Source organism: Luteimonas rhizosphaerae, assembly GCF_002849595.1.
Taxonomy (GTDB): Bacteria; Pseudomonadota; Gammaproteobacteria; order Xanthomonadales; family Xanthomonadaceae; genus Luteimonas; species Luteimonas cellulosilyticus.
Window position 1 is genome coordinate 492,025 of the sequence record NZ_NRQR01000026.1, and the last position, 22,467, is coordinate 514,491.

12 protein-coding genes and 3 pseudogenes are annotated in these 22,467 nt (G+C 69.9%); 8 read left to right on the forward strand and 7 right to left on the reverse strand.

The window, feature by feature from the left end:
* Positions 1–58 precede the first annotated feature (58 nt).
* The gene (locus CJ022_RS15665) at positions 59–1,177 is read left to right on the forward strand and encodes a helix-turn-helix domain-containing protein (protein WP_101927533.1); all 1,119 of its coding nucleotides are present in this window, start codon (positions 59–61) and stop codon (positions 1,175–1,177) included.
* Here the strand turns inward: CJ022_RS15665 and CJ022_RS15670 are convergent.
* From CJ022_RS15670 to CJ022_RS15695, 6 genes are all read right to left on the reverse strand, one after another.
* Positions 1,095–1,745: a DUF2306 domain-containing protein gene (locus CJ022_RS15670; protein ID WP_101927534.1), complete on the reverse strand. Its 651-nt coding sequence runs from the start codon at positions 1,743–1,745 to the stop codon at positions 1,095–1,097. The genes CJ022_RS15665 and CJ022_RS15670 overlap by 83 nt on opposite strands.
* 171 nt (positions 1,746–1,916) lie before the next feature.
* Complete coding sequence (gene zupT, locus CJ022_RS15675; protein WP_101927535.1) at positions 1,917–2,726, reverse strand: zinc transporter ZupT; 810 nt, start codon at positions 2,724–2,726, stop codon at positions 1,917–1,919.
* Between the two features lie 104 nt (positions 2,727–2,830).
* The gene (locus CJ022_RS15680; RefSeq protein ID WP_101927536.1) at positions 2,831–4,117 is read right to left on the reverse strand and encodes an NAD(P)/FAD-dependent oxidoreductase; all 1,287 of its coding nucleotides are present in this window, start codon (positions 4,115–4,117) and stop codon (positions 2,831–2,833) included.
* 139 nt (positions 4,118–4,256) lie between these two features.
* Positions 4,257–7,097: a valine--tRNA ligase gene (locus CJ022_RS15685; RefSeq protein WP_425490782.1), complete on the reverse strand. Its 2,841-nt coding sequence runs from the start codon at positions 7,095–7,097 to the stop codon at positions 4,257–4,259.
* A 123-nt stretch (positions 7,098–7,220) separates the two neighbouring features.
* Positions 7,221–7,646 carry a DNA polymerase III subunit chi gene (locus tag CJ022_RS15690; protein WP_101927538.1) on the reverse strand — a complete coding sequence of 142 codons (426 nt, stop codon included), beginning with the start codon at positions 7,644–7,646 and terminating at the stop codon, positions 7,221–7,223.
* Positions 7,647–7,725: 79 nt separating this feature from the next.
* The gene (locus tag CJ022_RS15695; RefSeq protein WP_101927539.1) at positions 7,726–9,204 is read right to left on the reverse strand and encodes a leucyl aminopeptidase; all 1,479 of its coding nucleotides are present in this window, start codon (positions 9,202–9,204) and stop codon (positions 7,726–7,728) included.
* Positions 9,205–9,334: 130 nt separating this feature from the next.
* Here CJ022_RS15695 and lptF point away from each other — a divergent pair, with 130 nt between their 5' ends.
* Both lptF and lptG read left to right on the forward strand, forming a co-directional pair.
* Positions 9,335–10,420, forward strand: coding sequence for an LPS export ABC transporter permease LptF (gene lptF, locus CJ022_RS15700; protein WP_101927540.1), 1,086 nt, complete (start codon positions 9,335–9,337; stop codon positions 10,418–10,420).
* A complete protein-coding gene (gene lptG / locus CJ022_RS15705) occupies positions 10,417–11,526 on the forward strand; it encodes an LPS export ABC transporter permease LptG (protein WP_101927541.1) in 1,110 nt (369 codons plus the stop codon). Before lptF ends, lptG begins: the two co-directional genes overlap by 4 nt.
* A gap of 495 nt (positions 11,527–12,021) precedes the next feature.
* On the opposite strand, the gene CJ022_RS15710 is transcribed toward lptG, so the two are convergent.
* Positions 12,022–12,507, reverse strand: coding sequence for an RDD family protein (locus CJ022_RS15710; protein ID WP_101927542.1), 486 nt, complete (start codon positions 12,505–12,507; stop codon positions 12,022–12,024).
* Positions 12,508–12,550: 43 nt separating this feature from the next.
* On the opposite strand from CJ022_RS15710, the pseudogene CJ022_RS15715 reads away from it, so the two are divergent.
* The 5 genes and pseudogenes from CJ022_RS15715 to CJ022_RS15730 form a co-directional block, all read left to right on the forward strand.
* Positions 12,551–13,473, forward strand: a pseudogene (locus tag CJ022_RS15715) (site-specific tyrosine recombinase XerD).
* Between the two features lie 457 nt (positions 13,474–13,930).
* Entirely contained in the window at positions 13,931–14,740 is an 810-nt protein-coding gene (locus CJ022_RS15720) for a DsbC family protein (protein WP_101927544.1), read from the forward strand.
* A gap of 69 nt (positions 14,741–14,809) precedes the next feature.
* Positions 14,810–18,733, forward strand: coding sequence for a phosphoribosylformylglycinamidine synthase (gene purL / locus CJ022_RS15725; RefSeq protein ID WP_101927545.1), 3,924 nt, complete (start codon positions 14,810–14,812; stop codon positions 18,731–18,733).
* Between the two features lie 1,054 nt (positions 18,734–19,787).
* Positions 19,788–19,913 (forward strand): annotated as a pseudogene (locus CJ022_RS17830) (ESPR domain-containing protein); the annotation flags it as partial.
* A gap of 48 nt (positions 19,914–19,961) precedes the next feature.
* Positions 19,962–22,467: pseudogene (locus CJ022_RS15730) on the forward strand (ESPR-type extended signal peptide-containing protein); the annotation flags it as partial.

The following is a 22,467-nucleotide window of genomic DNA, read 5'->3' on the forward strand; positions in this document are numbered from 1 at the left end:
GGCTTTTTCATGGAAGCGCGGGTACGCTTCGGGATCCCCGGTTCAACCGCCCGTGCCCATGACGTTTTGGATCGTGATGTACGCCATCGGTGCTGCGCAAGCGGCGATGTTGTCGCTTGCGTTATGGCGGCGCACGGCCAATCCGCAGGCCAACCGGGTGCTGTCGGTCTGGCTCTTACTGGTCGCTACGGATTTGGCGCTCAAGGCCGCGTATCTGGGGTCACCGAGCGGCGGGCTACGGGGTGCTTTCCATGCGACCCGTCTGCTTCCATTTCTCTATGTCAGTCTGTTCTTCATCTATGTCCGTGCGCTGACGACTGGCCGTGGATTCGCGCCGGCCGACATCCTGCATGCCGGTGGCTTTCTGGGCGCCTCGGTTTGGGCGGTCTGGCTGCTGTGGTCGAACAGCACAATGGCGCACGGCCGAGGCTGGACACCGGCCTGGTTCGACCCGGTCCAGTTTGCTTGGGCGGCTGCCTATCTTCTGGCCGCGCTGGTGCGGGTGCACAGATATCGGCGACGCAAGCTGCGTCAACGAGCGGATGCAGATCGTGGGTCTTTGCAATGGATCGTGCTGATGGCGGCGTGCCAGCTCGTCATTTGGGGCATCGCCGCGGTGCACGTCGTCTTGCGTCTGCCCTATGTCGACTATTTCCTGATCTATGGCGCGGTCGCGGCGTGGGTCTGTGTGGTCGGTTGGTGCAGCTTGGCGCAACCACCGGTGGTTGCGCTTTCGGTCGACAAGGAGGTCGTAGCCGATGCTCCGTTGCCCGTGCTGCCCGACGACTCGCGTACGGCGGATGTCGAGGCGCGGCTATCGCAGTTGATGACGGGCGACGCGTTTTATCGCGAGCCCGCATTGACGATCGCGCAGCTAGCGCGTCGCAGCGGCTACCCCGAGTATCTTGTGTCGGCCGTGATCAATCGTCGTTTCGGGGGAAATTTCTGGGATTACGTGAACCGGCATCGCATCGAAGCGGTCCGTGTGCGTCTTTCGGACCCGCAAGACGGGCGCACGATCCTGGACATCGCTTACGACGCCGGATTCACTTCAAAATCGACGTTCAACGCATCGTTCAAGCGGTTGCTCGGCGTCACGCCGAGTGCGTACCGTCGGCGAAGCGCGCATCTGTCCGCGACCGATGGCGCAGAAGCCACGCACACACCGCCAGATTGATCAGCCAGCTGCCCCAGGCCGCCCCGATGTAGGTCGCAGCGAACGGAAACCGGAACAAACCCAAGCCCAATCCGAGCATCAGGCGCAACGTAATCGCCGCTGCGGTTAGCGCGATGCTGTACGCCATCCATGTTCGGTGACCGACCATGTCATGGATCACGGCGAGCCGGATTCCATTAGCGGTGACGCCTAGCCACAGCAGCGCCAGCACAGCGAAGCCGATCGTGCTGGGCAGCCCGGTCTGAGCGCCTGGTGCCAGGGAAAGACCCGAGATCCCACCGATCAGCACCGCGCAGGCATAGAGCCAGCCTCCGGTCCGGTGCAGGGCAGGCCACTGCCGCCGCGCGTATGTGCTCAGCTGCAGGGGCACCAGTAACAGTGCGAGGCCGGCGCCGAAGAAGTGCGCCGGCACGTCCCAGCCGGAAACCGCGAATTGCGCGGCAAAGGGGTTGTGTGGCGAATGGCTGCGGAACAGAAAGGCGAACGCGTAGGCGGACACCAGCACGCAAGTTGTGGAGAACAAGCCGTACGGAAGCAGGGCGATCAGGGCCCGGACAATGCGTCGCATGGGTGCACGCCATCAGATGGATGGAGGCAGGCTGGGCGAATGCGTGCAGCGGGTCGTCCGGTCCGGCGGAACCGGACGCGTACCAACGTCAGGACGTGCGAATTGGCGGGCTCACACCTGCTCTGCATGTCGTGTTGGCATGGAACGACGGAAGTCACCGCGTCGGCCGGTTCACCATTTGAACAGGACCAGACTGATCGCCAGTGCCGCCATGCCGGCGACGAGGCCGTAGACGGTCTCGTGGCCCTTCGCGTAGCGCTTGGCGGCGGGCAGCAGTTCGTCGAGGGCGAGGAACACCATGACGCCGGCGATCAGGCCGAAGACCACGCCGAACACCGGCTCGGACAGGTAGGGGCGCAGGACGGCGTAGCCGATCAGCGCGCCGATCGGTTCCGCCAGCCCGGACAGCAGGCAGGCGAAGAACGCGTAGGTCTTGTTGTTGGTGGCGAAGTAGACCGGCACCGCGATTGCGATGCCTTCGGGAATGTTGTGGATCGCGATCGCGAAGGCGAGCGGCAGGCCGACGCCCGGGTTCTCCAGCGTCGCGAAGAACGTCGCCAGGCCTTCGGGGAAGTTGTGGGCGGTGATCGCGATCGCGGTCAGCAGGCCGACACGCTTGATGTAGCTCGCGTTGTGCGTGTGGAAGTAGGGATCGTCGACTTCCAGCCGTTCGTGGGGATTCGGGACCAGCCGGTCGATGCCGACGATGAAGAGCAGGCCGCCGAGGAAGGACAGCGTGCCCCAGGTGAAGCCCAGCGTGTCGCCATAGGCGTTGGTGAACGACAGGACCGATTTGTCCAGGATTTCGGTCAACGACACGTAGACCATCGCGCCGGCCGCGAATGCCAGTCCGAAGGCGAGCAGCCGCGCGTTGGGCTGCTTGGCGAAGATCACCATCAGGCTGCCGAGCCCGGTGGCCAGGCCCGCGGCCGTGGTGACGGCGAGGGCGATCAGGAAGTTGGCGTTGGAGACTTCGATCATGTCGGCGCAGGAGCTCGGGCGGGGACGGCTGGCGGGTTCGCCCGGCTGCAAGCGACGGTGCGGGAGCGCGGCGCCATGCTAGCCGAACGCCGCGCCGGTGGGTGTCAGCGTGGCGCGTCGGGCGGCGTGGGCGGCTGTTCGTCGCGGCCGAGGATGATCCGCGCCGCGCGCTGGTAGCTCCAGTAGGCCCAGGTCCAGTTGAGCAGCACGACGAGCCGGTTGCGGAAGCCGATCAGGAAGAACACGTGGGCGATGAGCCAGAACCACCAGGCGAGCACGCCCGAGAGTTTCAGTCGGCCGAAGTGGACGACGGCGGCCATGCGTCCGATGGTCGCGAGGTTGCCGAAGTCGCGGTAGACGAACGGCGTCGTCGGCTGGCCGCGCAGGCGCGCGCGGATGCCGGCCGCGACGTGCCGGCCCATCTGCTTGGCAGCGGGGGCGACGCCCGGCACGGGCTGGCCCCCGCTCTGCACGGCAGCGAGATCGCCGGCGACATAGAGGTCGGGATGACCCGGCACGCGCAGATCGGGTTCGACCTGCACGCGGCCGGCGCGGTCGCGCGGCACGTCGAGCAGGGCGCCCAGTGGCGACGCCGCGACGCCCGCGGCCCAGATCACGGTCTTCGCCGCGACGCGCTGGTCGCCGAGGCGGTAACCGTCGGCGTCGATGTCGGCGACCGGCGTGCCGGTCTGGACCTCCACGCCGAGCGTCTCCAGCTGGCGTCGCGCCTTCTCCGACAGATCGTCGGGGAACGAGGCCAGCACGCGCGGGCCGGCTTCCACCAGGCGCACGCGCGCCAGCGCCGGATCGATGTTGCGGAACTCGCTGCGCAGCGTGTGCCGCGCGATCTCGGCCAGCGTGCCGGCCAGTTCGACCCCGGTCGGGCCACCGCCGACGACGGCGAAGCTGAGCCACGCGGCGCGCCTGTCGGGATCGGTTTCGGCCTCGGCGCGTTCGAACGCGAGCAGCAGCTTGCGGCGCAACAGCAGCGCGTCGTCGAGGGTCTTGAGGCCCGGCGCATGTGCTGCCCAGTGGTCGTTGCCGAAGTAGGCATGCGTAGCGCCTGCGGCGAGCACCAGCGTGTCGAAGGCGAGCGTGGTGCCGTCGGCGAGCGCGAGCGTCTTCGCAGCCGTGTCGATGCCCTGCACCTCGCCCAGCCGCACTTCGACGTTGGCCTGCCGGCGCAGGATGTGGCGCAGCGGCGCGGCGATGTCCGGCGCCGAGAGGCCGGCGGTCGCGACCTGGTAGAGCAAAGGCTGGAACAGATGATGGTTGCCGCGATCGACGAGGGTGATGCGTACCGGATCGCGTGCCAGCGCACGCGTGGCCCAGAGGCCGGCGAAACCGCCGCCGATGACGACGACACGGGGAAGGCGATCGGAGCGGGACATGGGACCGGCAGGCATGGAGTCGGCCGATTGTAGGCGGCCGCCCAGGAACGCGGCGTCAGTGCATCGAACCTGTCGGCGCGTGCTTGCGCGCCATGGGCGCGAATAGCGCGCTCCTACAGGGGGCGCGTCGCGTTCCGCCTCAGAGCCGTGCGCGCTGCGCGGCGAGGGCGTCGTGCTGCGCGGTCCAGTCGACGAGACGCTGACGCTCCTGGTCGACGACGGCCGCCGGCACCTTGTCGCTGAACTTCTCCAGCTTGGCCGCGCTCTTGTCCTTCTCCGACAGCACACGGGCGATCTCCTTGTCGAGGCGCGCGCGCTCGGCATCGAGATCGACCAGGCCGTCGAGCGGCACGAACAGCGCCAGTTCCCCGACCAGCGCCGAGGCGGCCGGCGGTGGGTCGCCGTCCCGCGTCTCGATGCCCGACAGCCGCGTCAGGAAGCGCAGCTGCGAGGCGAAGCGCTGCACGCGCGCGACATCGTTGGCGTTGCCCGCGCGGGTCAACAGCGGGATCTGCTTCGACGGCGGCACGCCCAGTTCGCTGCGGATGCGGCGCAGCGCGGTGACCATCTGCTTGAGCCATTCGACATCAGTGGTGGCCTGCGCATACGACGCGACCAGCGCGGCGTCGGCAGCCGGATACGGCCGCAGCGAGATCGTCGCGGCGTCGATGCCGACCCGCGGCGCGACCTGACGCCACAGTTCTTCGGTGACGAACGGAATCAGCGGATGCAGCAGACGCAGCAGCGATTCGAGCACGTGCAGCAGCGTGTGGCGGGTGCTGTTCGCGGCCGCAATGTCTTCGCCGAGCAGCGCCGGCTTGGCGAGCTCGACGAACCAGTCGCAGAAATCGTTCCACGCGAATTCGTACAGCGTCTGCGCGAGCAGATCGAAGCGGTAGCTGGTGAAATGCGCGCGCGCCTCGTCGGCGGTCGTCGCCAGACGCGCGAGGATCCACTTCTCCGCGTCCGTCGTCGGCTCGGGCGCGCCGGCGGCGCTGAAGCCTTCGGTGTTCATCAGCACGAAGCGCGTCGCGTTCCACAGCTTGTTGCAGAAATTCTTGTACCCCTCGGCGCGACCGAGATCGAACTTGATGTCGCGGCCCGGGCCGGCCAGCGCGGCCATCGTGAAGCGCAGCGGGTCGGCCCCGTGGGCAATGATGCCGTCCGGAAATTCCTTGCGCGTCGCCTTTTCGATCTTCGGCGCGTCCTTGGGCTTCATCAGCCCGGTGGTGCGCTTGGCGACGAGGTCTTCGATGGTGATGCCGTCGATGATGTCGAGCGGATCGAGCACGTTGCCCTTCGACTTCGACATCTTCTGGCCGTCGCGGTCGCGCACCAGACCGGTCATGTAGACATCGCGGAACGGCACCTGGCCGGTCAGGTGATCGGTCAGCATGATCATCCGGGCGACCCAGAAGAAGATGATGTCGAAACCGGTGACCAGCACGCTCGACGGCACGAACTGCTCGAAGCCGCGCTCGGCCATCGCCGTCTCGTCCGGCCAGCCCATCGTATTGATCGGCCACAGCCCCGACGAGAACCAGGTCTCGAGCACGTCGGTGTCCTGGGTCAGCACGACATCGGCGCCGAGCCCGTTGCGCGCACGCGCTTCGGCCTCGTCGCGGCCGACGTAGGGCGTGCCATCGGCGTCGTACCACGCCGGAATGCGGTGGCCCCACCACAGCTGGCGACTGATGCACCAGTCCTGGATGTTCTCCATCCAGTGGCGATAGGTGCTGGTCCAGTTCGGCGGGACGAACTTCACTTCGCCGCTCTCGACCAGATCCATGCCGCGCTTGGCGAAGCCGTCCATCGCGACGAACCACTGGTCGGTCAGGTAGGGCTCGATGACCTGGCCGGTGCGATCGCCGCGCGGGACCTGCAGCCTGTGCGGCTTCGTTTCCACCAAGAAACCGCCGGCTTCGAGATCGGCGAGCACGGCCTTGCGCGCGTCGAAGCGATCGAGGCCGCGGTAGCGCTCGGGCGCGTTTTCGTTGACCGCGGCGTCCGGCGTGAACAGGTTGATCATCGGCAGGTCATGACGCTGGCCGACCTGGTAGTCGTTGAAGTCGTGCGCGGGCGTGACCTTGACCACGCCGGTGCCGAACGCGCGGTCGACGTAGCCGTCGCCGATCACCGGGACCCGGCGACCGGTCAGCGGCAGCACGACGGACTTGCCGATCAGATGCGCGTAGCGCGCATCATCGGGATGCACCATCGCCGCGGTGTCGCCGAGCATGGTTTCCGGGCGTGTCGTCGCGACGACGAGATAGTCGCGCGTCTCGCGCAGCGTCTCGTGGCCGTCGGCGTCGACTTCGACGTGTTCGTAGCTCGCGCCATCGGCGAGCGGATAGCGGATCGACCACAGCGACCCGTCTTCTTCCTCGCTGACGACTTCCAGATCCGAGATCGCGGTCTTGAGCACCGGATCCCAGTTGACGAGCCGCTTGCCGCGGTAGATCAGGCCTTCCTCGTGCAGGCGCACGAAGGCTTCGACGACCGCCTGCGAGGGCAGCGGATCCATCGTGAAGGTCTTGCGCGACCAGTCACCCGACGCACCGAGGCGGCGCATCTGGCGCTCGATCGTGTCACCGGACTGGCCCTTCCACTCCCACACTTTTTCGATGAAGCCGTCACGGCCCAGCGAATCGCGGGTTTCGCCCTTGCCTTCCAGCGCGAGGTTGCGCGAGACCACCATCTCGGTCGCGATGCCGGCATGGTCGGTACCCATCTGCCACAGCGTGCGGTGCCCCAGCATGCGGTGGTAGCGGATCAGCGCGTCCTGCAGCGTGTGCTGGAAGGCGTGGCCCATGTGCAGCGTGCCGGTGACGTTGGGTGGCGGCAGCAGGATCGTGTAGGCCGGGCCGTCGCCCTGCGGCTGGAAGACGCCGCTCTTCTCCCATTCCGCGTACAGGCGGGCTTCGAAGGTGCCGGGGTCGTAGCTTTGGGCGAGGCTGTCGGTCATGGTCGCGGTTCGCATTCGGTCATCTCCTTCGCAGGAGACGGTGCCCGGAGGGCGGATGGAGAAACTTGCGCCGGAAGCGGGCGTGCATCGCGCGGTCTGCGCGCTTCGATCCGGTCCGCTCCCGCGCGGGAGCGGGGCTCACATGTCGTACTTGGTGACGTCGAGGCCGGCGGCCTTGTACTGCTTCCAGCGCTCGCGCAGCGGTTCGCGGGCGGAGTCGTCGGCCGGTACCACTTCCAGCACGCGCTCGAAACCCGACGGCGCCACGGCGTCGCGCAGATTGATGACCAGCGCGCGCATCGGCGCGTCGAACTCGGGTGTCGCGATCAGCACCGGCGTCTCGTCGTCGTCCTCGTCCATGCCGGCGATCTGGTGCGGGATGTAGGCGTCTTCGCCCATGTCCCACAACAGGTCGTCGAGCGCTTCGGCCTGGGCGGCGTCGCGCGCGAGGATCAGGGTCCACAGGTCCGCGGCGTAGGCCTTGCGGACCAGTTCGCACACCAGCCGCAGCGGTTCCTCGCGGAAGCGCGGCTTGGCGATCAGGTAGAAATCGGCGCGTGCCATGACGGGACGACGGCGCGGCTCGCTTCAGCCGGATCGCAGCGGCGTGCGCCGCGCCCCGGCTTCCGCGACCCGGGCCGGCTCAGCGGACCTGGTCCATCAGCCACTGGCTCAGCAGCCCGACCGGGCGGCCGGTGGCATAGGCCATCTTGCCGCTGCCGCTGGCGCTGCCGGCGATGTCGAGATGCGCCCAGCGCTGCTTCTCGGTGAAGCGCGACAGGAAGCAGCCCGCGGTGATCGCGCCGCCCCAGCGGCCGCCGATGTTGTAGACGTCGGCGAAGTTCGAATCGAGCATCGACTGGTATTCGTCCCACAGCGGCAGGCGCCACGCGCGGTCGAACACCTGCTCGCCGGCGGCCAGCAGCTCGTCGGCCAGGTCGTCGTGCTTGCTCATCAGGCCGGTGGCCTGGGTGCCCAGCGCGACCATGCAGGCGCCGGTCAGCGTGGCGACGTCGAGCAGGGCGGCCGGCTCGAAGCGCTCGGAATAGGTCAGCGCGTCGCACAGGATCAGGCGGCCTTCGGCGTCGGTGTTGCCGACCTCGATGGTCTTGCCCGACATGCTGGTGATGACGTCCGACGGGCGATACGCGTCGCCGTCGATGCCGTTCTCGACCGCCGGCACGACCACGCGCAGGTTGATCGGCAGATCCAGCCCGACCGCGGACACGAAGGTGCCCATGACCGTCGCTGCGCCGCACATGTCGAACTTCATTTCCTCGATGCCGCCCTGCGTCTTGAGGTTGACGCCGCCGGTGTCGAAGGTGATGCCCTTGCCGACCAGCACGTAGGGCTTGGCATCGCCGCCGTTGTTCCAGCTCAGCACCACCAGACGCGGCCGGTTGGCCGAGCCGCGCGCGACCGCGAGCAGCGCGCCCATGCCCAGCGCTTCCATGTCGGTGTCTTCGAGCACCTCGCAGGAGGCCTTGTCGAAGCGCGCCGCGAAGGTCTGCGCCTGCTCGGCGAGATAGGCCGGGTTGCAGATGTTGGGCGGCAGGTTGCCGAGCTCGCGGGCGAACTGCACGCCGGCGGCGATGGCCTTGCCCTGCGAGACGGCGGTCTCGTCGTCGCCGCAGACGGCGATCGAGGTCAGGCCGGTGATCTCGCGCTTCTTGCTCTTCGCGCCGAAGGTCGCGGTGTAGCGGTAGGCGGCATGGTCCGCGGCGACGACGGCCTGGCGGATCTTCCACGCGGCGTCGCGGCCGGCGACGTCGAGCTCGGGCAGCGTCAGCGCCGCCGAGGTCACGTTGCCTTCCTTCAGCGCCCGCACGGCATCGCCGACGGCCTTGAGGTAATCGGCCACGCCGAACTTGGCGCGATCGCCGAGGCCGATCGCCAGCACGCGCGGCGCGGCGACGCCGTCGAGATCGTGCAGCAGCGTCGTCTTGCCGGCCTTGCCCGGCAGGTCGCCGCGTTTGGCGAGTGCGGCGAGCTTGCCGCCGCTGGCGCTGTCGATCGCCTGGGCGGCGGCGGTGAGGGGGCCATCGGCGAACACGCCGACGACGACGCAGTCGGTCGTCAGGGCGGTGGGCTGATCGCGGTTCAGGGAGAATTCGAGGGTCATCAACCAGATTCCATAAGGTGATCGGTACACTTCACGGTCCAGTGCGCGGCGCGGAAGATCCCGGCGGCCGCAGCGGATGCGCCGTGTCGGCGCTGCTGGACGAACCCCCAAGTCTAAAGCAAAGCGCCCGATGCCGAAGCTCGACCGATATCTGTTCCGCGAATTCGCGCAGGCCACCTTCGCGGCGCTGGTGATCCTGATGATCGTCAGCCTGGGCGGGGTGTTCGCCGACGTGCTGAGCGATATCGCGCGTGGACGGGTGCCGGCGAAGCTGATGCTCGCGCAGCTCGGCCTGCAGGTCATCAACTACCTCCCGCTGATCCTGCCGCTGGGCCTGATGCTGGGCCTGATGCTGGCCTTCGGTCGGCTCTACCGCGATTCCGAGATGCCGGTGCTGACCGCGACCGGCGTCGGCCCGCGCCGCCTGCTGCGGCCGCTGCTGCTGGTCGTGGGCCCGGTCGTGGGTTTCATCGCCCTGTGTTCGCTGTGGGCCGGGCCGTGGGCACGCGACTATTCGCAGCAGATGATCGAGGCCGGCCAGCGCAGCCTGCTGGTCGCCGGCCTGGAGCCGGGCCGCTTCGTCGAATTCCCCGGCGGCGGCGGCGTGATCTACGTCAACGCGATGTCCGACGACGGCAGCAAGCTCGGCCGCGTGTTCGTCTACCGCCAGGACGAAGGCCGCATGGACATCACCACCGCGCTCGGCGGCGAGCTGAGCGTCGAGGGCGTCGACCGCTTCCTGCGCCTCGACGACGGCTTCCGGGTCGAGGGGCCGATGGACGCGGGCCTGGATTTCCGCCTGATGCGCTACGCCAGCAACGAACTGCGCCTGCCGTCGGCCGATGCGAGCGGGCGCGACGACGATCCCGAAACCCAGAGCACGCTGGCCCTGCTCGGCGATCCGCGGCCCGAGGCCCACGCCCAGCTGCATTTCCGCCTCGCGCCGCCGCTGCTGGCGCTGGCCTTCGCGCTGCTGGCGGTACCGCTGGCCCGCAGTCCGCCGCGCCAGGCGCGCTACGGGCGGATGATGCTCGGCTTCCTCGCCTACGTGCTGGGCATGAACCTCATGCTGCTCGGCACCGACTGGGTCGCCGAAGGCCGGATCCCGGTGCTGCTGGGGCTGTGGTGGCTGGTGCTGCCGCTGCTGGCCGCCGGCACCTGGCTGTATTTCACCGATGGACGGGTCGCTGCGCCGGTCTGGAAGCGCACACGATGAAGCCGATCCTCCGACTCCACGACCTCTATGTCGCCCGCGTCGTCGTCGTCACCGTCTTCGCCGTCTGGGTCGTGCTGGTCGGACTCGACGCGGTCATGGCCGGCGTCAGCGAGATCAGCGCGGTCGGGCAGGGCGACTACACCTACCTGTCGGCCGTCACCTACATCCTGCAGACCCTGCCGCGGCGCGCCTACGTGATGTTCCCCACGGCCGCCGTGATCGGTGCGCTGATGGGGCTGGGCCAGCTGGCGGCTACGTCGGAACTGATCGCGATGCGCGCGCTGGGCCTGTCGCGAACGCGTCTGAGTGTCTCGGTGGCGCTGCCGCTGGTGCTGCTGACCGGCCTGATGATCGTCAACGGCGAGACGCTCGGCCCGCTGGCCCAGCGCAACGCCGATACGATGAAATCGTCGGCGCGCTCGAGCAACATGATCGTCGGCCATTACTCCGGCCTGTGGGCGCGCGAGGGCGACACCTTCCTCAATGCGCAGAGCGGCCAGGAACTCGCCGACGGCGGCCGCAACCGCATCGAACTGCAGGACGTCCGCCTGTTCGAGTTCGCCAGCGACGGCCGGCTGGAATCGGTGGCGCACGCAGAAACCGCCGAGCACGGCACCGACGGCTGGCTGTTGCGCAACGTCAAGCGCACCTGGTTCGAACCGCGCGCGGTCACGCGGACCGAGGCGCTGGAAGAGCGTTGGGCCTCGCAGCTCGACGCCTCGACCGTCGCGGCCAGCGCCAGCAACATCTGGCGTCCCCGTTACATGACGGCCAGCGAATTGCGCGCCGGCATGGAGTACCGCCAGCGCAACGAACTCGACGCCAGCGAATTCGAAGAACACTACTGGGGCCGCTGGTTCTATCCCCTGAACGTGCTGGCCCTGTGCCTGGCGGCGATCCCGTTCGCCTTCGGCTCCCTGCGCAGCGGCAGCGCCGGCAAACGGCTGTTCATCGGCATCGTCTTCGCGCTCGGCTTCTGGCTGGCGCAGACCCAGATCGTCAAGCTCGCGGCCGTCTACAAGCTCGACTACCGCCTGGCCTACGCGATCCCGCCAATCGTGATGCTGCTCGTCTCCTGGATGCTCTTCCGCAAACGGAGTGGGTGAGCTGCCGCAGCTCGCGCGCCACTGGCGCGCGCGGCAGCGAACGCCCGGCGCGCTGCGCCGGGCCGGACGAGCACTGGAACGACAGACCGGTAGCACTTCGATCCATGCGCGTGCGCCGAACGCCTCGCGCTGTGCGAGGCCGGACGGACGCTGGAGTGATAAAGCCGGCAGCAATTCGCTCCGCAGCGCGGCGCCGGGCGCAATCACGAATTACCACTACCGGATCGACCGCTCAGCCGCGCGTCAGCGAATTCCCGATGTCGCTTGGGCCCTGCGCTTGCCGTTGTAGGAGCGCGCTCGCGCGCGACCCGCCCAACCCTACGTACTCGCCGGACCCGCGCAGCGTTCTGGCCGGCCAGTTCGAGCGCAATGCCCCATCGCGCGCCAGCGCGCTCCTACAGAAATCACGCGATGCGCATCGATGGCCGCGTGTGGCCTGCCGCTCCCGCACCTACGACCGCACGCATCGCGTCCGCCAGATCCCGCGATCCACCCTCACTCGTCCCGGCGCGTCCCCTTCGCCTCGCGCACGATCCGCGTGCCGCTGGCGCGGTCGTGCCAGGTCAACCGGTCGCGATCGAGCCACGCCCACCAGAAGCCGAGGCCGCCGCACAGCAGGGACACGCTGCCGACCGCGTAGCGGCGCCACAGCGCGCCGACCGTCGGCCGCCCGCCGGCCAGCGTCCGCACGCGGATGCGCCAGGGCCGCATGCCCAGCGTCTGCCCGCCATGCCGCCAGCTGACGACCGCGTAGGCGCCGGCGACGCTCCAGCACGCTGCCCACAGCGTCCATTGCAGGGTGCTCAGCGGGGCGATGTTCTCGTGCGGGTCGTGGTGGCCCAGGTAGGTGAAGCCGGCCGTGAACAGCGCCGACAGCAGCAGCCACAGCGCCAGGACCGGCCACAGGTCGTAGACCAGGGCCAGCAGGCGCCAGCCAATCCAGGGGCGCGGGTGGGGCGGGGACGGCGACGGTGTCTGCATCGCGACAGGATAGCGGCAGCGCCCGTCGGCTAATCTGCGTCGCATGTCTTCGACCACGCCCGCCGACCGCCGCATGCTCGCGCAGGCCCTGCCGCCGTTGCGGGACGCCGATCGGGTGGCCATCGACGGTTTTCTCGATGCGTTCTGGGCCGAGATGGGCAGCGCCCAGCAGACGATCGCGGCCTACCGGCGGGATCTCGAAGGGCTGGCCCGCTGGCGCGACGGACACGACGGCGGCATCGCCCAGGCCGATCGCGCGGGCCTGTTCGACTATCTCGCCTGGCGCACGCGGCACGGCTGGACGGCGCGCAGCAATGCACGCCTGCTGTCGGCGTTGCGCGCGTTCTACGCGCATCGGCAGCGCCACGGGCGCCGCGACGATCCGACCGCGCTGCTGGAACCGCCGAAGCTGCCGCGGTCGCTGCCCAAGGCGCTGGGCGAATCGGACATCGACGCGCTGCTGGCCGCACCCGACGACAGCACGCCGGACGGCCTGCGCGACCGCACGATGCTGGAGCTGATGTACGCCTGCGGCCTGCGCGTCAGCGAGCTGACCGGCCTGCCGGCCAACGACGTCAACCTGCGCCAGGGCGTGCTGCGCGTGACCGGCAAGGGCAGCAAGGACCGGCTGGTGCCGATGGGCGACGAGGCCCAGCACTGGGTGTCGCGCTACCTCCGCGACGGGCGTCCCGTGCTGGCCGGCGAGCGCAGTATCGCCACGCTGTTCGTCGGCCCGCGCCAGCAGCCGCCGACCCGGCAGCAGTTCTGGGCCACCGTGAAGCGCTACGCCGCCGCGGCCGGTATCGATCCCGCGCGCGTCAGCCCGCACGGGCTGCGCCACAGCTTCGCCACGCACCTGCTCAACCACGGCGCCGACCTGCGCGCACTGCAGATGCTGCTGGGCCACAGCTCGCTGTCGACGACCCAGATCTACCCCTCCACACCGCCCACCACCCGAGGGGGTGAGACGCACCCGTTTGCGCGGCATGCCGCGCGGGTGCGCCGAACGCCTCGCGCGCTGCGCGAGGCCGGACGCGCGCCGAAGCGCCTTGCCGATAGCACCTCGCCCGCCGACCGCGCGGGTAAGCCGAACGCCTCGCGCGCTGCGCGAGGCAGGACGCGCGCCGAAGCGCCTTGCCGATAGCGCCTCGCTTCGCCGACCGCGCGGGTGCGCCGCACGTCCCGCCCTGCCGCAACGGTCCAATCGCCCGGTCGTCGACGTCAGGCGCGCGCCTGCGCAGGAATGGCGTCGGCGCACGGGGGAACGCGCTCCCACAGGCGCTCGTTGCTTACGCATCCCAGGCCTGCCGCGGCCCCCGCCATGAACCGCCCCCCCAACCGAGGTTAAGCCGGTCCGGCCTGTTCGGCGCTTCGTGGCAAAATGCCGGGTCCCGGAGTCCCTCCGCCCGCGGTAGCCGTCTTGATGAAGCGATACGCCCTCGCGCTGCTCGGCGCGTTCAGCCTTTCCGCCTGCGCCCAGAGCGCGGATCCGTCCGACGCGACCGCCGGGGCCCCCACCGATACCGCCACGACTGAGGCGGCCGCCGCCGCGCCTGCCGGCTCGCCCGCCGCGAACGCGCGCGAGGCGATCCTGTCGATCAACCCGCGCGTCTCGATCGAGAGCATCAGCACCGCGCCGATGCCCGGCTTCCAGGAAGTCATCGTCTCGGGCCAGGTGCTCTACGTCAGCGACGACGGCCGCTACGTGCTGCAGGGCAGCCTGTTCGATGCCGAGGAGAAGCGCGATCTCAGCCAGGTCGGCCTGTCGCAACTGCGCAAGATGCTGCTGTCCGAGGTGCCCAAGGACCAGCGCATCGTCTTCGCGCCGGCCGAACCCCGCTACACCGTCGCGGTCTTCACCGACGTGGAGTGCGGCTACTGCCGCAAGCTGCACGAGGACATCGCCGAGTACAACGCGCGCGGCATCGCGATCGAATACCTGGCCTATCCGCGGATGGGCCCGGGCAGCGACGATTTCCGCCTGATGGAATCCGTCTGGTGCGCCGACGACCGCAAGCAGGCGCTGACCGACGCCAAGTCCGGCCGCCGGGTGCCGCCCAAGACCTGCGACAGCCCGGTGGCCGCGCATTACGCACTGGGCCAGCGCGCCGGCTTGACCGGCACGCCGATGATCGTCGCCGAGGACGGCACCCAGATGCCCGGCTACATGCCGCCGGACCAGCTGCTCTCGGCGCTGCAGCGGCTCGAGACCGAAGCGACCGACGCGCGCTGAGTGGGCAGGCGCGGCGTCGGGCCGCGCTTTGGCTACAATAGCGAGCCCTGAAATTCGGGTTCCCCGGACATGATCGTCCTCGAGGGCCAACCGGCCCTGTCGTCGTTCCGCCGCGAACGGCTTGAATCGCGTCTGCAATCGGTGGTCCCCGCGCTGCGGGTCGTTGGTGCATGGCACGTCTACTTCGTCGAAGCCGAGCCGGGCCAGGTGCCCGACGACGCCCGCCTGCGCCGCATCCTCGACGTCGATGCCGGGCCCGCGCCTGCACGTGGCGACGGCGCGGTCTCGCGCTACGTGTCGCCGCGGCTGGGCACGATTTCGCCGTGGGCCAGCAAGTCCACCGAACTGCTGCGCGGCGCCGGGCTGCCGGTCCAGCGCGTCGAACGCGGGCTGCGGGTCGACGTCAGCGGCTGGCCGGCCGATGCCGGCGCGCAGGCCGCGGTCGCGAGGCTGCTGCACGACCCGATGACCCAGTCGCTGCTCGGCGCGGTCGACGACGCCGACGCGCTGTTTGCCGTGCCGCCGCGCGGCCAGCTCGAGCGCGTGCCGCTCGACGGGCTGGAGGCGGCCAACGCGCGCCTCGGCCTGGCGCTGGCCGATGACGAGATCGACTACCTGCGCACGCGCTTCGCGGCGTTGGGCCGGGCGCCGTCCGATGTGGAGCTGATGATGTTCGCGCAGGCGAACTCCGAGCACTGCCGCCACAAGATCTTCAACGCCTCTTGGACCATCGACGGCGAAGCCATGCAGCGCGACGGCAAGCCGCAGTCGCTGTTCGGCATGATCCGCCACACGCACGCGCGCACGCCCGAGCACACGCTGTCGGCCTACAGCGACAACGCCGCGGTCGTCGAGGGTTATCCCACGCAGCGGTTCCGGCCCGATCCGGTGTCGTTCGAGTACCGCAGCGAGCCGCTGGCCGACAGCGCGTTCTGCATCAAGGTCGAGACCCACAACCATCCGACCGCGATCTCGCCGTTCGCGGGCGCGGCCACCGGCGCCGGCGGCGAGATCCGCGACGAGGGCGCGACCGGCCGCGGCGGCAAACCCAAGGCCGGCCTGACCGGTTTCAGCGTGTCGCACCTGCGCATCCCGACGCTGCCCCAGCCGTGGGAAGACGCCAATCCGTCTGCGCCGCGCGCGCTCAATCCGCGCATGGCCTCGGCACTCGAGATAATGCTCGACGGGCCGATCGGCGCCGCCGCGTTCAACAACGAATTCGGCCGCCCGAACCTGCTCGGCTATTTCCGCAGCTTCGAACTGCCGGAGTCCGACGGGCTGGTGCGCGCCTACGACAAGCCAATCATGCTGGCCGGCGGACTCGGCGCGATCGACCGCACGATGGTCGACAAGCGCACGCTGTCGGACGGCGACGCGGTCGTCGTGCTCGGCGGGCCGGCGATGCTGATCGGGCTCGGCGGCGGCGCCGCCAGTTCGGTCGCCTCCGGCGACAGCGCCGAGGATCTCGATTTCGCCTCGGTGCAGCGCGACAACCCGGAGATGGAGCGCCGCGTGCAGGAGGTCATCGACCGCTGCGTCGCGCTGGGCGCACGCAATCCCATCCTGTGGTTCCACGACGTCGGCGCCGGCGGGCTGTCGAACGCGATTCCCGAACTGCTGCACGACTCCGGCGTCGGCGGCGTTATCGATCTCGATCGCGTGCCCAGCGACGACCCGTCGCTGTCGCCGATGCAGCTGTGGTGCAACGAATCGCAGGAGCGTTACGTGCTCGGCATTCCGCAGGACCGCGTCGAGGAATTCACCGCGCTGTGCGCGCGCGAGCGCTGCCCGGTCGCGATCGTCGGCGTGGCGACGGCGGCCGAACATCTGACCGTCGGCTTCGGCGCCACGCCGGCCGCGCTGGCCGACCGCAGCGTGGCGCGGGACTGGCCCATCGATCTGCCGATGGACGTGCTGTTCGGCAAGCCGCCGAAGATGCACCGCGACACCGCGCGCCATACGCCCGCGCGCTGGGCCGCGCTCAACAGCAAGGTCGTCGACCTGCACGAGGCCGGCCTGCGCGTGCTCGCGCACCCGACCGTCGCGTCCAAGCAGTTCCTGGTCACCATCGGCGATCGCACCGTCGGCGGCCTGACCGCACGCGACCAGATGGTCGGCCCGTGGCAGCTGCCGGTCGCCGATTGCGCGATCACGCTGTCGGGCTTCGACGGCTTCACCGGCGAGGCGATGTCGATCGGCGAACGCACGCCGCTGGCGCTGCTGGATCCGGCCGCCGCGGCGCGCATGGCCGTCGGCGAGGCGATCACCAATCTCTGCGCCGCGCCGGTCGAGACCCTGCACCGGGTCAAGCTGTCGGCGAACTGGATGGCCGCTGCCGGCCACGCCGGCGAGGATGCGCGGCTGTTCGACGCGGTCCGCGCGATCGCGATGGAACTGTGTCCGGCGCTGGATCTCGCGATTCCGGTCGGCAAGGACTCGCTGTCGATGCAGGCGCAGTGGCAGTCCGACGGCGTGACCCATCGCGCGGTGTCGCCGGTCTCGCTGATCGTCACCGCGTTCGCGCCGGTGCCCGACGTGCGCCAGCAGCTGACGCCGCTGCTCGCGCGCGAACCCGATACCGAGCTGTGGCTGATCGGCCTCGGCGCGGGCAAGCAGCGCATGGGCGGTTCGGTGCTGTCGCAGTGCTACGACGCATTCGGCGGGCCGTGTCCCGACGTCGACGATGCCGCGCGCCTGAAGGCGTTCTTCGAGCTCGTCGGCGATGCGCGCGAGGCCGGCCTGCTGCTCGCATACCACGACCGTTCCGACGGCGGCGCGTTCGCCACCCTGTGCGAGATGGCGTTCTGCTCGCATCTCGGCCTCGACATCGATCTCGACGGCTGGGGCGGCGACCGCAGCCAGGATGCGCTGCGCACGCTGTTCTCCGAAGAACTGGGCGCGGTGGTGCAGATCGCCGCGGAAGATCGCGCCGAATTCGCCGATCTCGTCGCGCAGCACGGTCTCATCGAATGCGCACAGCGGATCGCGCGCCCGACGACGTCGGGTGCGATCCGGGTGCTCGACGGCGACGAGGCCCTGGCCGAATGGCGCTGGGAGGCGCTGTTCGACGCCTGGTGGTCGGTGACGCATGCGATCCAGTCGCTGCGCGACGACCCGCGCTGCGCCGACGAGGAACGCGCGAGTGCGCGCCGCTTCGACGCGCCGCCGCTGCGCCCGCAGCTGGGCTTCGATCCGGCCGAGGACGTCGCGGCGCCGTACGTGTCGCGTGGCCGCCGGCCGCAGGTCGCGATCCTGCGCGAGCAGGGCGTCAACGGCCAGATCGAAATGGCGTCGGCGTTCGACCGCGCCGGCTTCGCCGCCATCGACGTGCACATGAGCGACCTGATCGCCGGGCGCGTGGATCTGGCGACGATGCAGGGTGTCGTCGCCTGCGGCGGCTTCAGCTACGGCGACGTGCTGGGCGCGGGCCGCGGCTGGGCGACGTCGATCCTCGAGCGACCGCAGCTGCGCGACATGTTCGCCGGCTTCTTCGCGCGCGAGGACAGCTTCGCGCTCGGCGTCTGCAACGGGTGCCAGATGCTGGCGCAGCTGAAGACGATCATCCCCGGCGCGGCCCACTGGCCGCGGTTCCTGCGCAATCGCAGCGAGCAGTTCGAAGCGCGCCTCGGTCTGCTGGAAGTGGTCGAATCGCCGTCGATGTTCTTCGCCGGCATGGCCGGATCGCGGATCCCGGTTGCGGTCGCGCACGGCGAGGGGCGCGCCCAGTTCGATGCGCCGGCCGATCCGGCCCAGGCGCGGGTCGCGCTGCGTTACGTGGACGCCGATGGCGCCGCGACGACGTACCCGGCCAATCCCAACGGCTCGCAGGACGCGATCGCCGGCCTGTCGACGGACGATGGCCGCGTCAGCATCCTGATGCCGCATCCCGAGCGCACCCCGCGCACGGCGAACCTCAGCTGGGCACCGGCCGACTGGCCGGCCGACAGCCCCTGGCTGCGGATGTTCCGCAACGCGCGCGTGCACGTCGGCTGAGTCCGGCGGGCGCTGCCGCGGGCACGGCCGGGCGCCGGCGTGTCCGCGGAGGGCGCGGGGCGCGATAGCGGCGGCAGGGCCGGTGATTCGCGGCGCAGTATCCCGGGCTCCGCGCCGGCATTCGACGGCGCCGCCGTTGCATGGCGCACCACGATGTCGCGGGGCCCGCGCTGACGGTCTCTCAGCCTTTTGCACGGCATCGCTGCTGCGGACATGGCCCGCAGGGCGCTGCGTGTTCGTCTTCCCGCATGGCCCTCGCTCGACGACAGGGCGTGCGGCTGCGCGCCTGCCTGTTCCGCGCCTGCGACGCGGACCTGCGCGCGGTGCATCGGACGGTGGTCCGATCCTGGATCGCTGCCAGTCGCCCTCCTGGATGGCGCGTGGACTCCGTCGCCAAAATGCCTTTCCGTGGCGTCGATGGCGTGGCTGCCGCTGTCGGCGTTTGACGGTCCTCGCGGCTTGATCCAGCGCGCATCTCGAGGCTCGCGTCCCGCATTTCCAAGCCCGTGCCGCGTGACATGCGGCGCTGCAGCAAGTCAAGGGTCTGCGATATCAGGCCGCGCCGGCTTCTGCGGCAAAAGTGACCTGAATGGGCATATTACATCGCGCTTCGTCGCTATCGCGCCGGTTCCCCGCGCCAGCGAGGAACGCCGTCCTGCCGCGTTTCGTCAGTCTGCCAAGCCGGGCGCGTCGCCAGATCGGCCAATATAAACAGCGACTTATGAAGTATTCGTTCGCGAAAAATTAACTTAGTCTTGCAACATTCAGAACGTTGGGCGTATTTCCCGGCGCTGCGCAATGGGTCGCTTTGTGACACTTGACGGCGGAATAAAAGCGGGGCGAGTATCGGATCACAGTTTTTTCGTTCCGGGATGATTCAAGTTGCGTACAACAACCATTCAGCAGCGGCGCGTTGACGCCGCGCGCGCTGTGCGCCATCCCGGGATGGTCCACGTCTGATCCGCCACCTGAGCCGCCTGGTCGTCGTTCGACCCTGCGGCTTTTTTGTTGCTGGAATTCCCAATCAATCAAGTACTTCTGAGGGGCTGTGTCGATGAATCGCATCTATCGCAAGGTTTGGAACCGGTCGTTGAATCAGGTGGTCGTGGCGTCCGAGCTGGCCACGGGTGACAGCGCCGGCGCACGCGATGTCGGCACCGTCGGCGCCCCGGGTCGACATGTGCTCTCGGTCACATTGAGCCTCCTGCTCTTCGGACTCGCATCGCCCATGGCGCTCGCCCAAACGGTCTGCCTGGACGCCGACGGCAACCCCGCAGGCGTCGCCGCCGGCAGCGACAGCACCGCATGCGGTGTGGGCGCGCAGGCGAGCGGACTGGCCTCGACGGCAATCGGCCGCAGCGCCGTTGCCAGCGGCCAGCGCAGCACCGCGGTCGGCGCGAACGCGAGCGCCACCGGCACCAGTGCCACCGCCCTGGGCAATACGGCCCGCGCGACTGCCGACAACAGCACCGCGGTCGGCCGCAATGCTGCCGCCACCGGCACCAACGCCTCGGCCCTGGGCCTCAACAGCAACGCTTCGGGCAGCAACACCACGGCCGTGGGCACGGGCAGCAGCGCGACCGCGAACAACACCACGGCGGTCGGGCGCGGTGCGACGGCGGTCGGTGTCAACGGCGCGGCCTTCGGCGCCCTGTCGAACGCGGCAGGGGCGAACGCGACCGCCATCGGCACCGCGGCCATCGCCGGCGGCAGCTCCAGCCTGGCCCTGGGCCGCGGCAGCCTGGCACTGGGCGAGGTGTCGACGTCGCTCGGCACCAGCAGCAGCGCGTCGGGCACGGCATCGGTCGCCGTCGGTACCGGCGCCGCCGCTGACGCGGCGCGTTCGACGGCACTGGGCCGCAACGCCGTCGCCGGTGCTGCCGGCAGCGTCGCGCTGGGCGAGAACGCGCTGGCGGACCGCGCCAACACGGTGTCGGTCGGCCGCGCAGGCGGCGAGCGGCAGATCACCAATGTCGCCGCAGGCACGCAGGCGACGGACGCGGTCAACCGCGCCCAGCTCGACGCAGTCGAAGACGTCGCCGATGCGACGGCGCGCCACTTCCAGGCGACGGGCGAGGGGCAGGCCGTCGTCGATGGCGAAGCGTCACTGGCGGCTGGCGCCGATGCGATGGCGGAAGGGGATTACGCGACGGCGGTCGGCTCGACCGCGAGTGCGATCGGCGACGGCGCCTCGGCACTGGGCAGCGGCGCGATGGCCCTGGGGGATCAAGCCACTGCGACGGGTTACGGCAGCAGCGCGCTGGCCGAGGCCGCGACCGCGACCGGCGCAGGCGCGACGGCGGAAGGTGCCGGCAGCGTGGCGACAGGCGCCCAGGCGTCGGCGACCGGCATCGAAGCGACGGCCGTCGGCTACCTAGCCGACGCAGCAGGCGAAGCGGCGACCGCGGTCGGCGCGGAAAGCAGCGCCGCAGGCGCGCAGGGCGCCGCGTTCGGCTTCGCCGCCGATGCCAGCGGCGACTTCACGACGGCCGTCGGCAGTGGGGCGACGGCCAGCGGTTTCAACAGCACGGCGCTGGGCAATGCCAGCACTGCCGCCGGACAACTCGGCCTGGCGGTCGGCGCGGACAGCGCGGCGTCCGGTGATTTCAGCACCGCCGTCGGCACGGTCGCATCGGCATCGGGCGACGACAGCGTCGCGCTCGGCATGTTCGCCGACGCCAGCGCCGCAAGCAGCGTCGCCATCGGCGCCTATTCGGTGGCGGATCGCGACGGCACCGTGTCGGTCGGTTCGGCCGGCAACGAGCGCCAGGTGACGAACGTCGCGGCAGGCACCGAAGCGACCGACGCGGTCAATGTCGGCCAGCTCGCGGAGGCGACGGCGGACAGCAAGTACTTCCGCGCGACCGGCGCCGGCGAAGCCTATGCGCTCGGCGATGACGCGACGGCCTCGGGCTCCGACGCCTACGCCGAAGGGGATTACAGCAGCGCTGTCGGCGCGAGCAGTAGCGCGTACGGCACCGGTGCGTCGGCGTTCGGCAGCGGCGCGTCCGCGCAGTTCGACAACGCGACCGCGGTCGGTTTCAACGCGTCCGCCTACGGCCAGAACAGTGCCGCCTTCGGCGCCGGCGCGTCCGCGGACGGCGCGGCCAGCGTCGCGATCGGCGGCAATGCGGTCGACGAAGATGGCGAGCCGCTCCTGACCCTCGGCGGCGCGCCGGTCGAAACCTCGGCCACCAGTGCGGGCGTCGCGGCGACGGCGGTCGGCGCCAGCGCCGATGCAGCCGGGTTCGCCTCGTCGGCGGTCGGTGTCGGTGCGGCAGCGACCGGCGCGCAGTCGTCCGCGTTCGGCGCGATCGCGACCGCGGCGGCCGACTATTCCACCGCGGTCGGCACCCAGGCCACCGCGACCGGCACCAGCAGCGTCGCCGTCGGTGGGCCGGCGGACCTGATTCCGGGATTCGGTCTCTTCGTGCCCACACAGGCCTCGGGTGAGGCATCGGCCGCATTCGGCGCCGGCACGATCGCCTCGGGCGACAACAGCACCGCGGTCGGCACGCTCAGCGAAGCGGCGGGAGCCGGGAGCACGGCGCTCGGCTACTTCGCCTATGCACCCGGCACCGATGCCTCGGCGCTCGGCGCGGAATCCTGGGCCAGCGGCGAGCAGAGCACGGCGGTCGGGTTCTACAGCACGGCGTTCGGCGACAACAGCGTGGCACTCGGTGCGAACTCCACCGCCGATCGCGACAACACGGTGTCGGTCGGTGACGTCGGCA

Coding starts and splice junctions, on each gene's coding strand:
- CJ022_RS15665 (WP_101927533.1), top strand. CDS start 59: ATGACGTTTTGGATCGTGATGTACGCCATCGGTGCTGCGCAAGCGGCG.
- CJ022_RS15670 (WP_101927534.1), bottom strand. CDS start 1,745: ATGCGACGCATTGTCCGGGCCCTGATCGCCCTGCTTCCGTACGGCTTG.
- zupT (WP_101927535.1), bottom strand. CDS start 2,726: ATGATCGAAGTCTCCAACGCCAACTTCCTGATCGCCCTCGCCGTCACC.
- CJ022_RS15680 (WP_101927536.1), bottom strand. CDS start 4,117: ATGTCCCGCTCCGATCGCCTTCCCCGTGTCGTCGTCATCGGCGGCGGT.
- CJ022_RS15685 (WP_425490782.1), bottom strand. CDS start 7,097: ATGCGAACCGCGACCATGACCGACAGCCTCGCCCAAAGCTACGACCCC.
- CJ022_RS15690 (WP_101927538.1), bottom strand. CDS start 7,646: ATGGCACGCGCCGATTTCTACCTGATCGCCAAGCCGCGCTTCCGCGAG.
- CJ022_RS15695 (WP_101927539.1), bottom strand. CDS start 9,204: ATGACCCTCGAATTCTCCCTGAACCGCGATCAGCCCACCGCCCTGACG.
- lptF (WP_101927540.1), top strand. CDS start 9,335: ATGCCGAAGCTCGACCGATATCTGTTCCGCGAATTCGCGCAGGCCACC.
- lptG (WP_101927541.1), top strand. CDS start 10,417: ATGAAGCCGATCCTCCGACTCCACGACCTCTATGTCGCCCGCGTCGTC.
- CJ022_RS15710 (WP_101927542.1), bottom strand. CDS start 12,507: ATGCAGACACCGTCGCCGTCCCCGCCCCACCCGCGCCCCTGGATTGGC.
- CJ022_RS15720 (WP_101927544.1), top strand. CDS start 13,931: ATGAAGCGATACGCCCTCGCGCTGCTCGGCGCGTTCAGCCTTTCCGCC.
- purL (WP_101927545.1), top strand. CDS start 14,810: ATGATCGTCCTCGAGGGCCAACCGGCCCTGTCGTCGTTCCGCCGCGAA.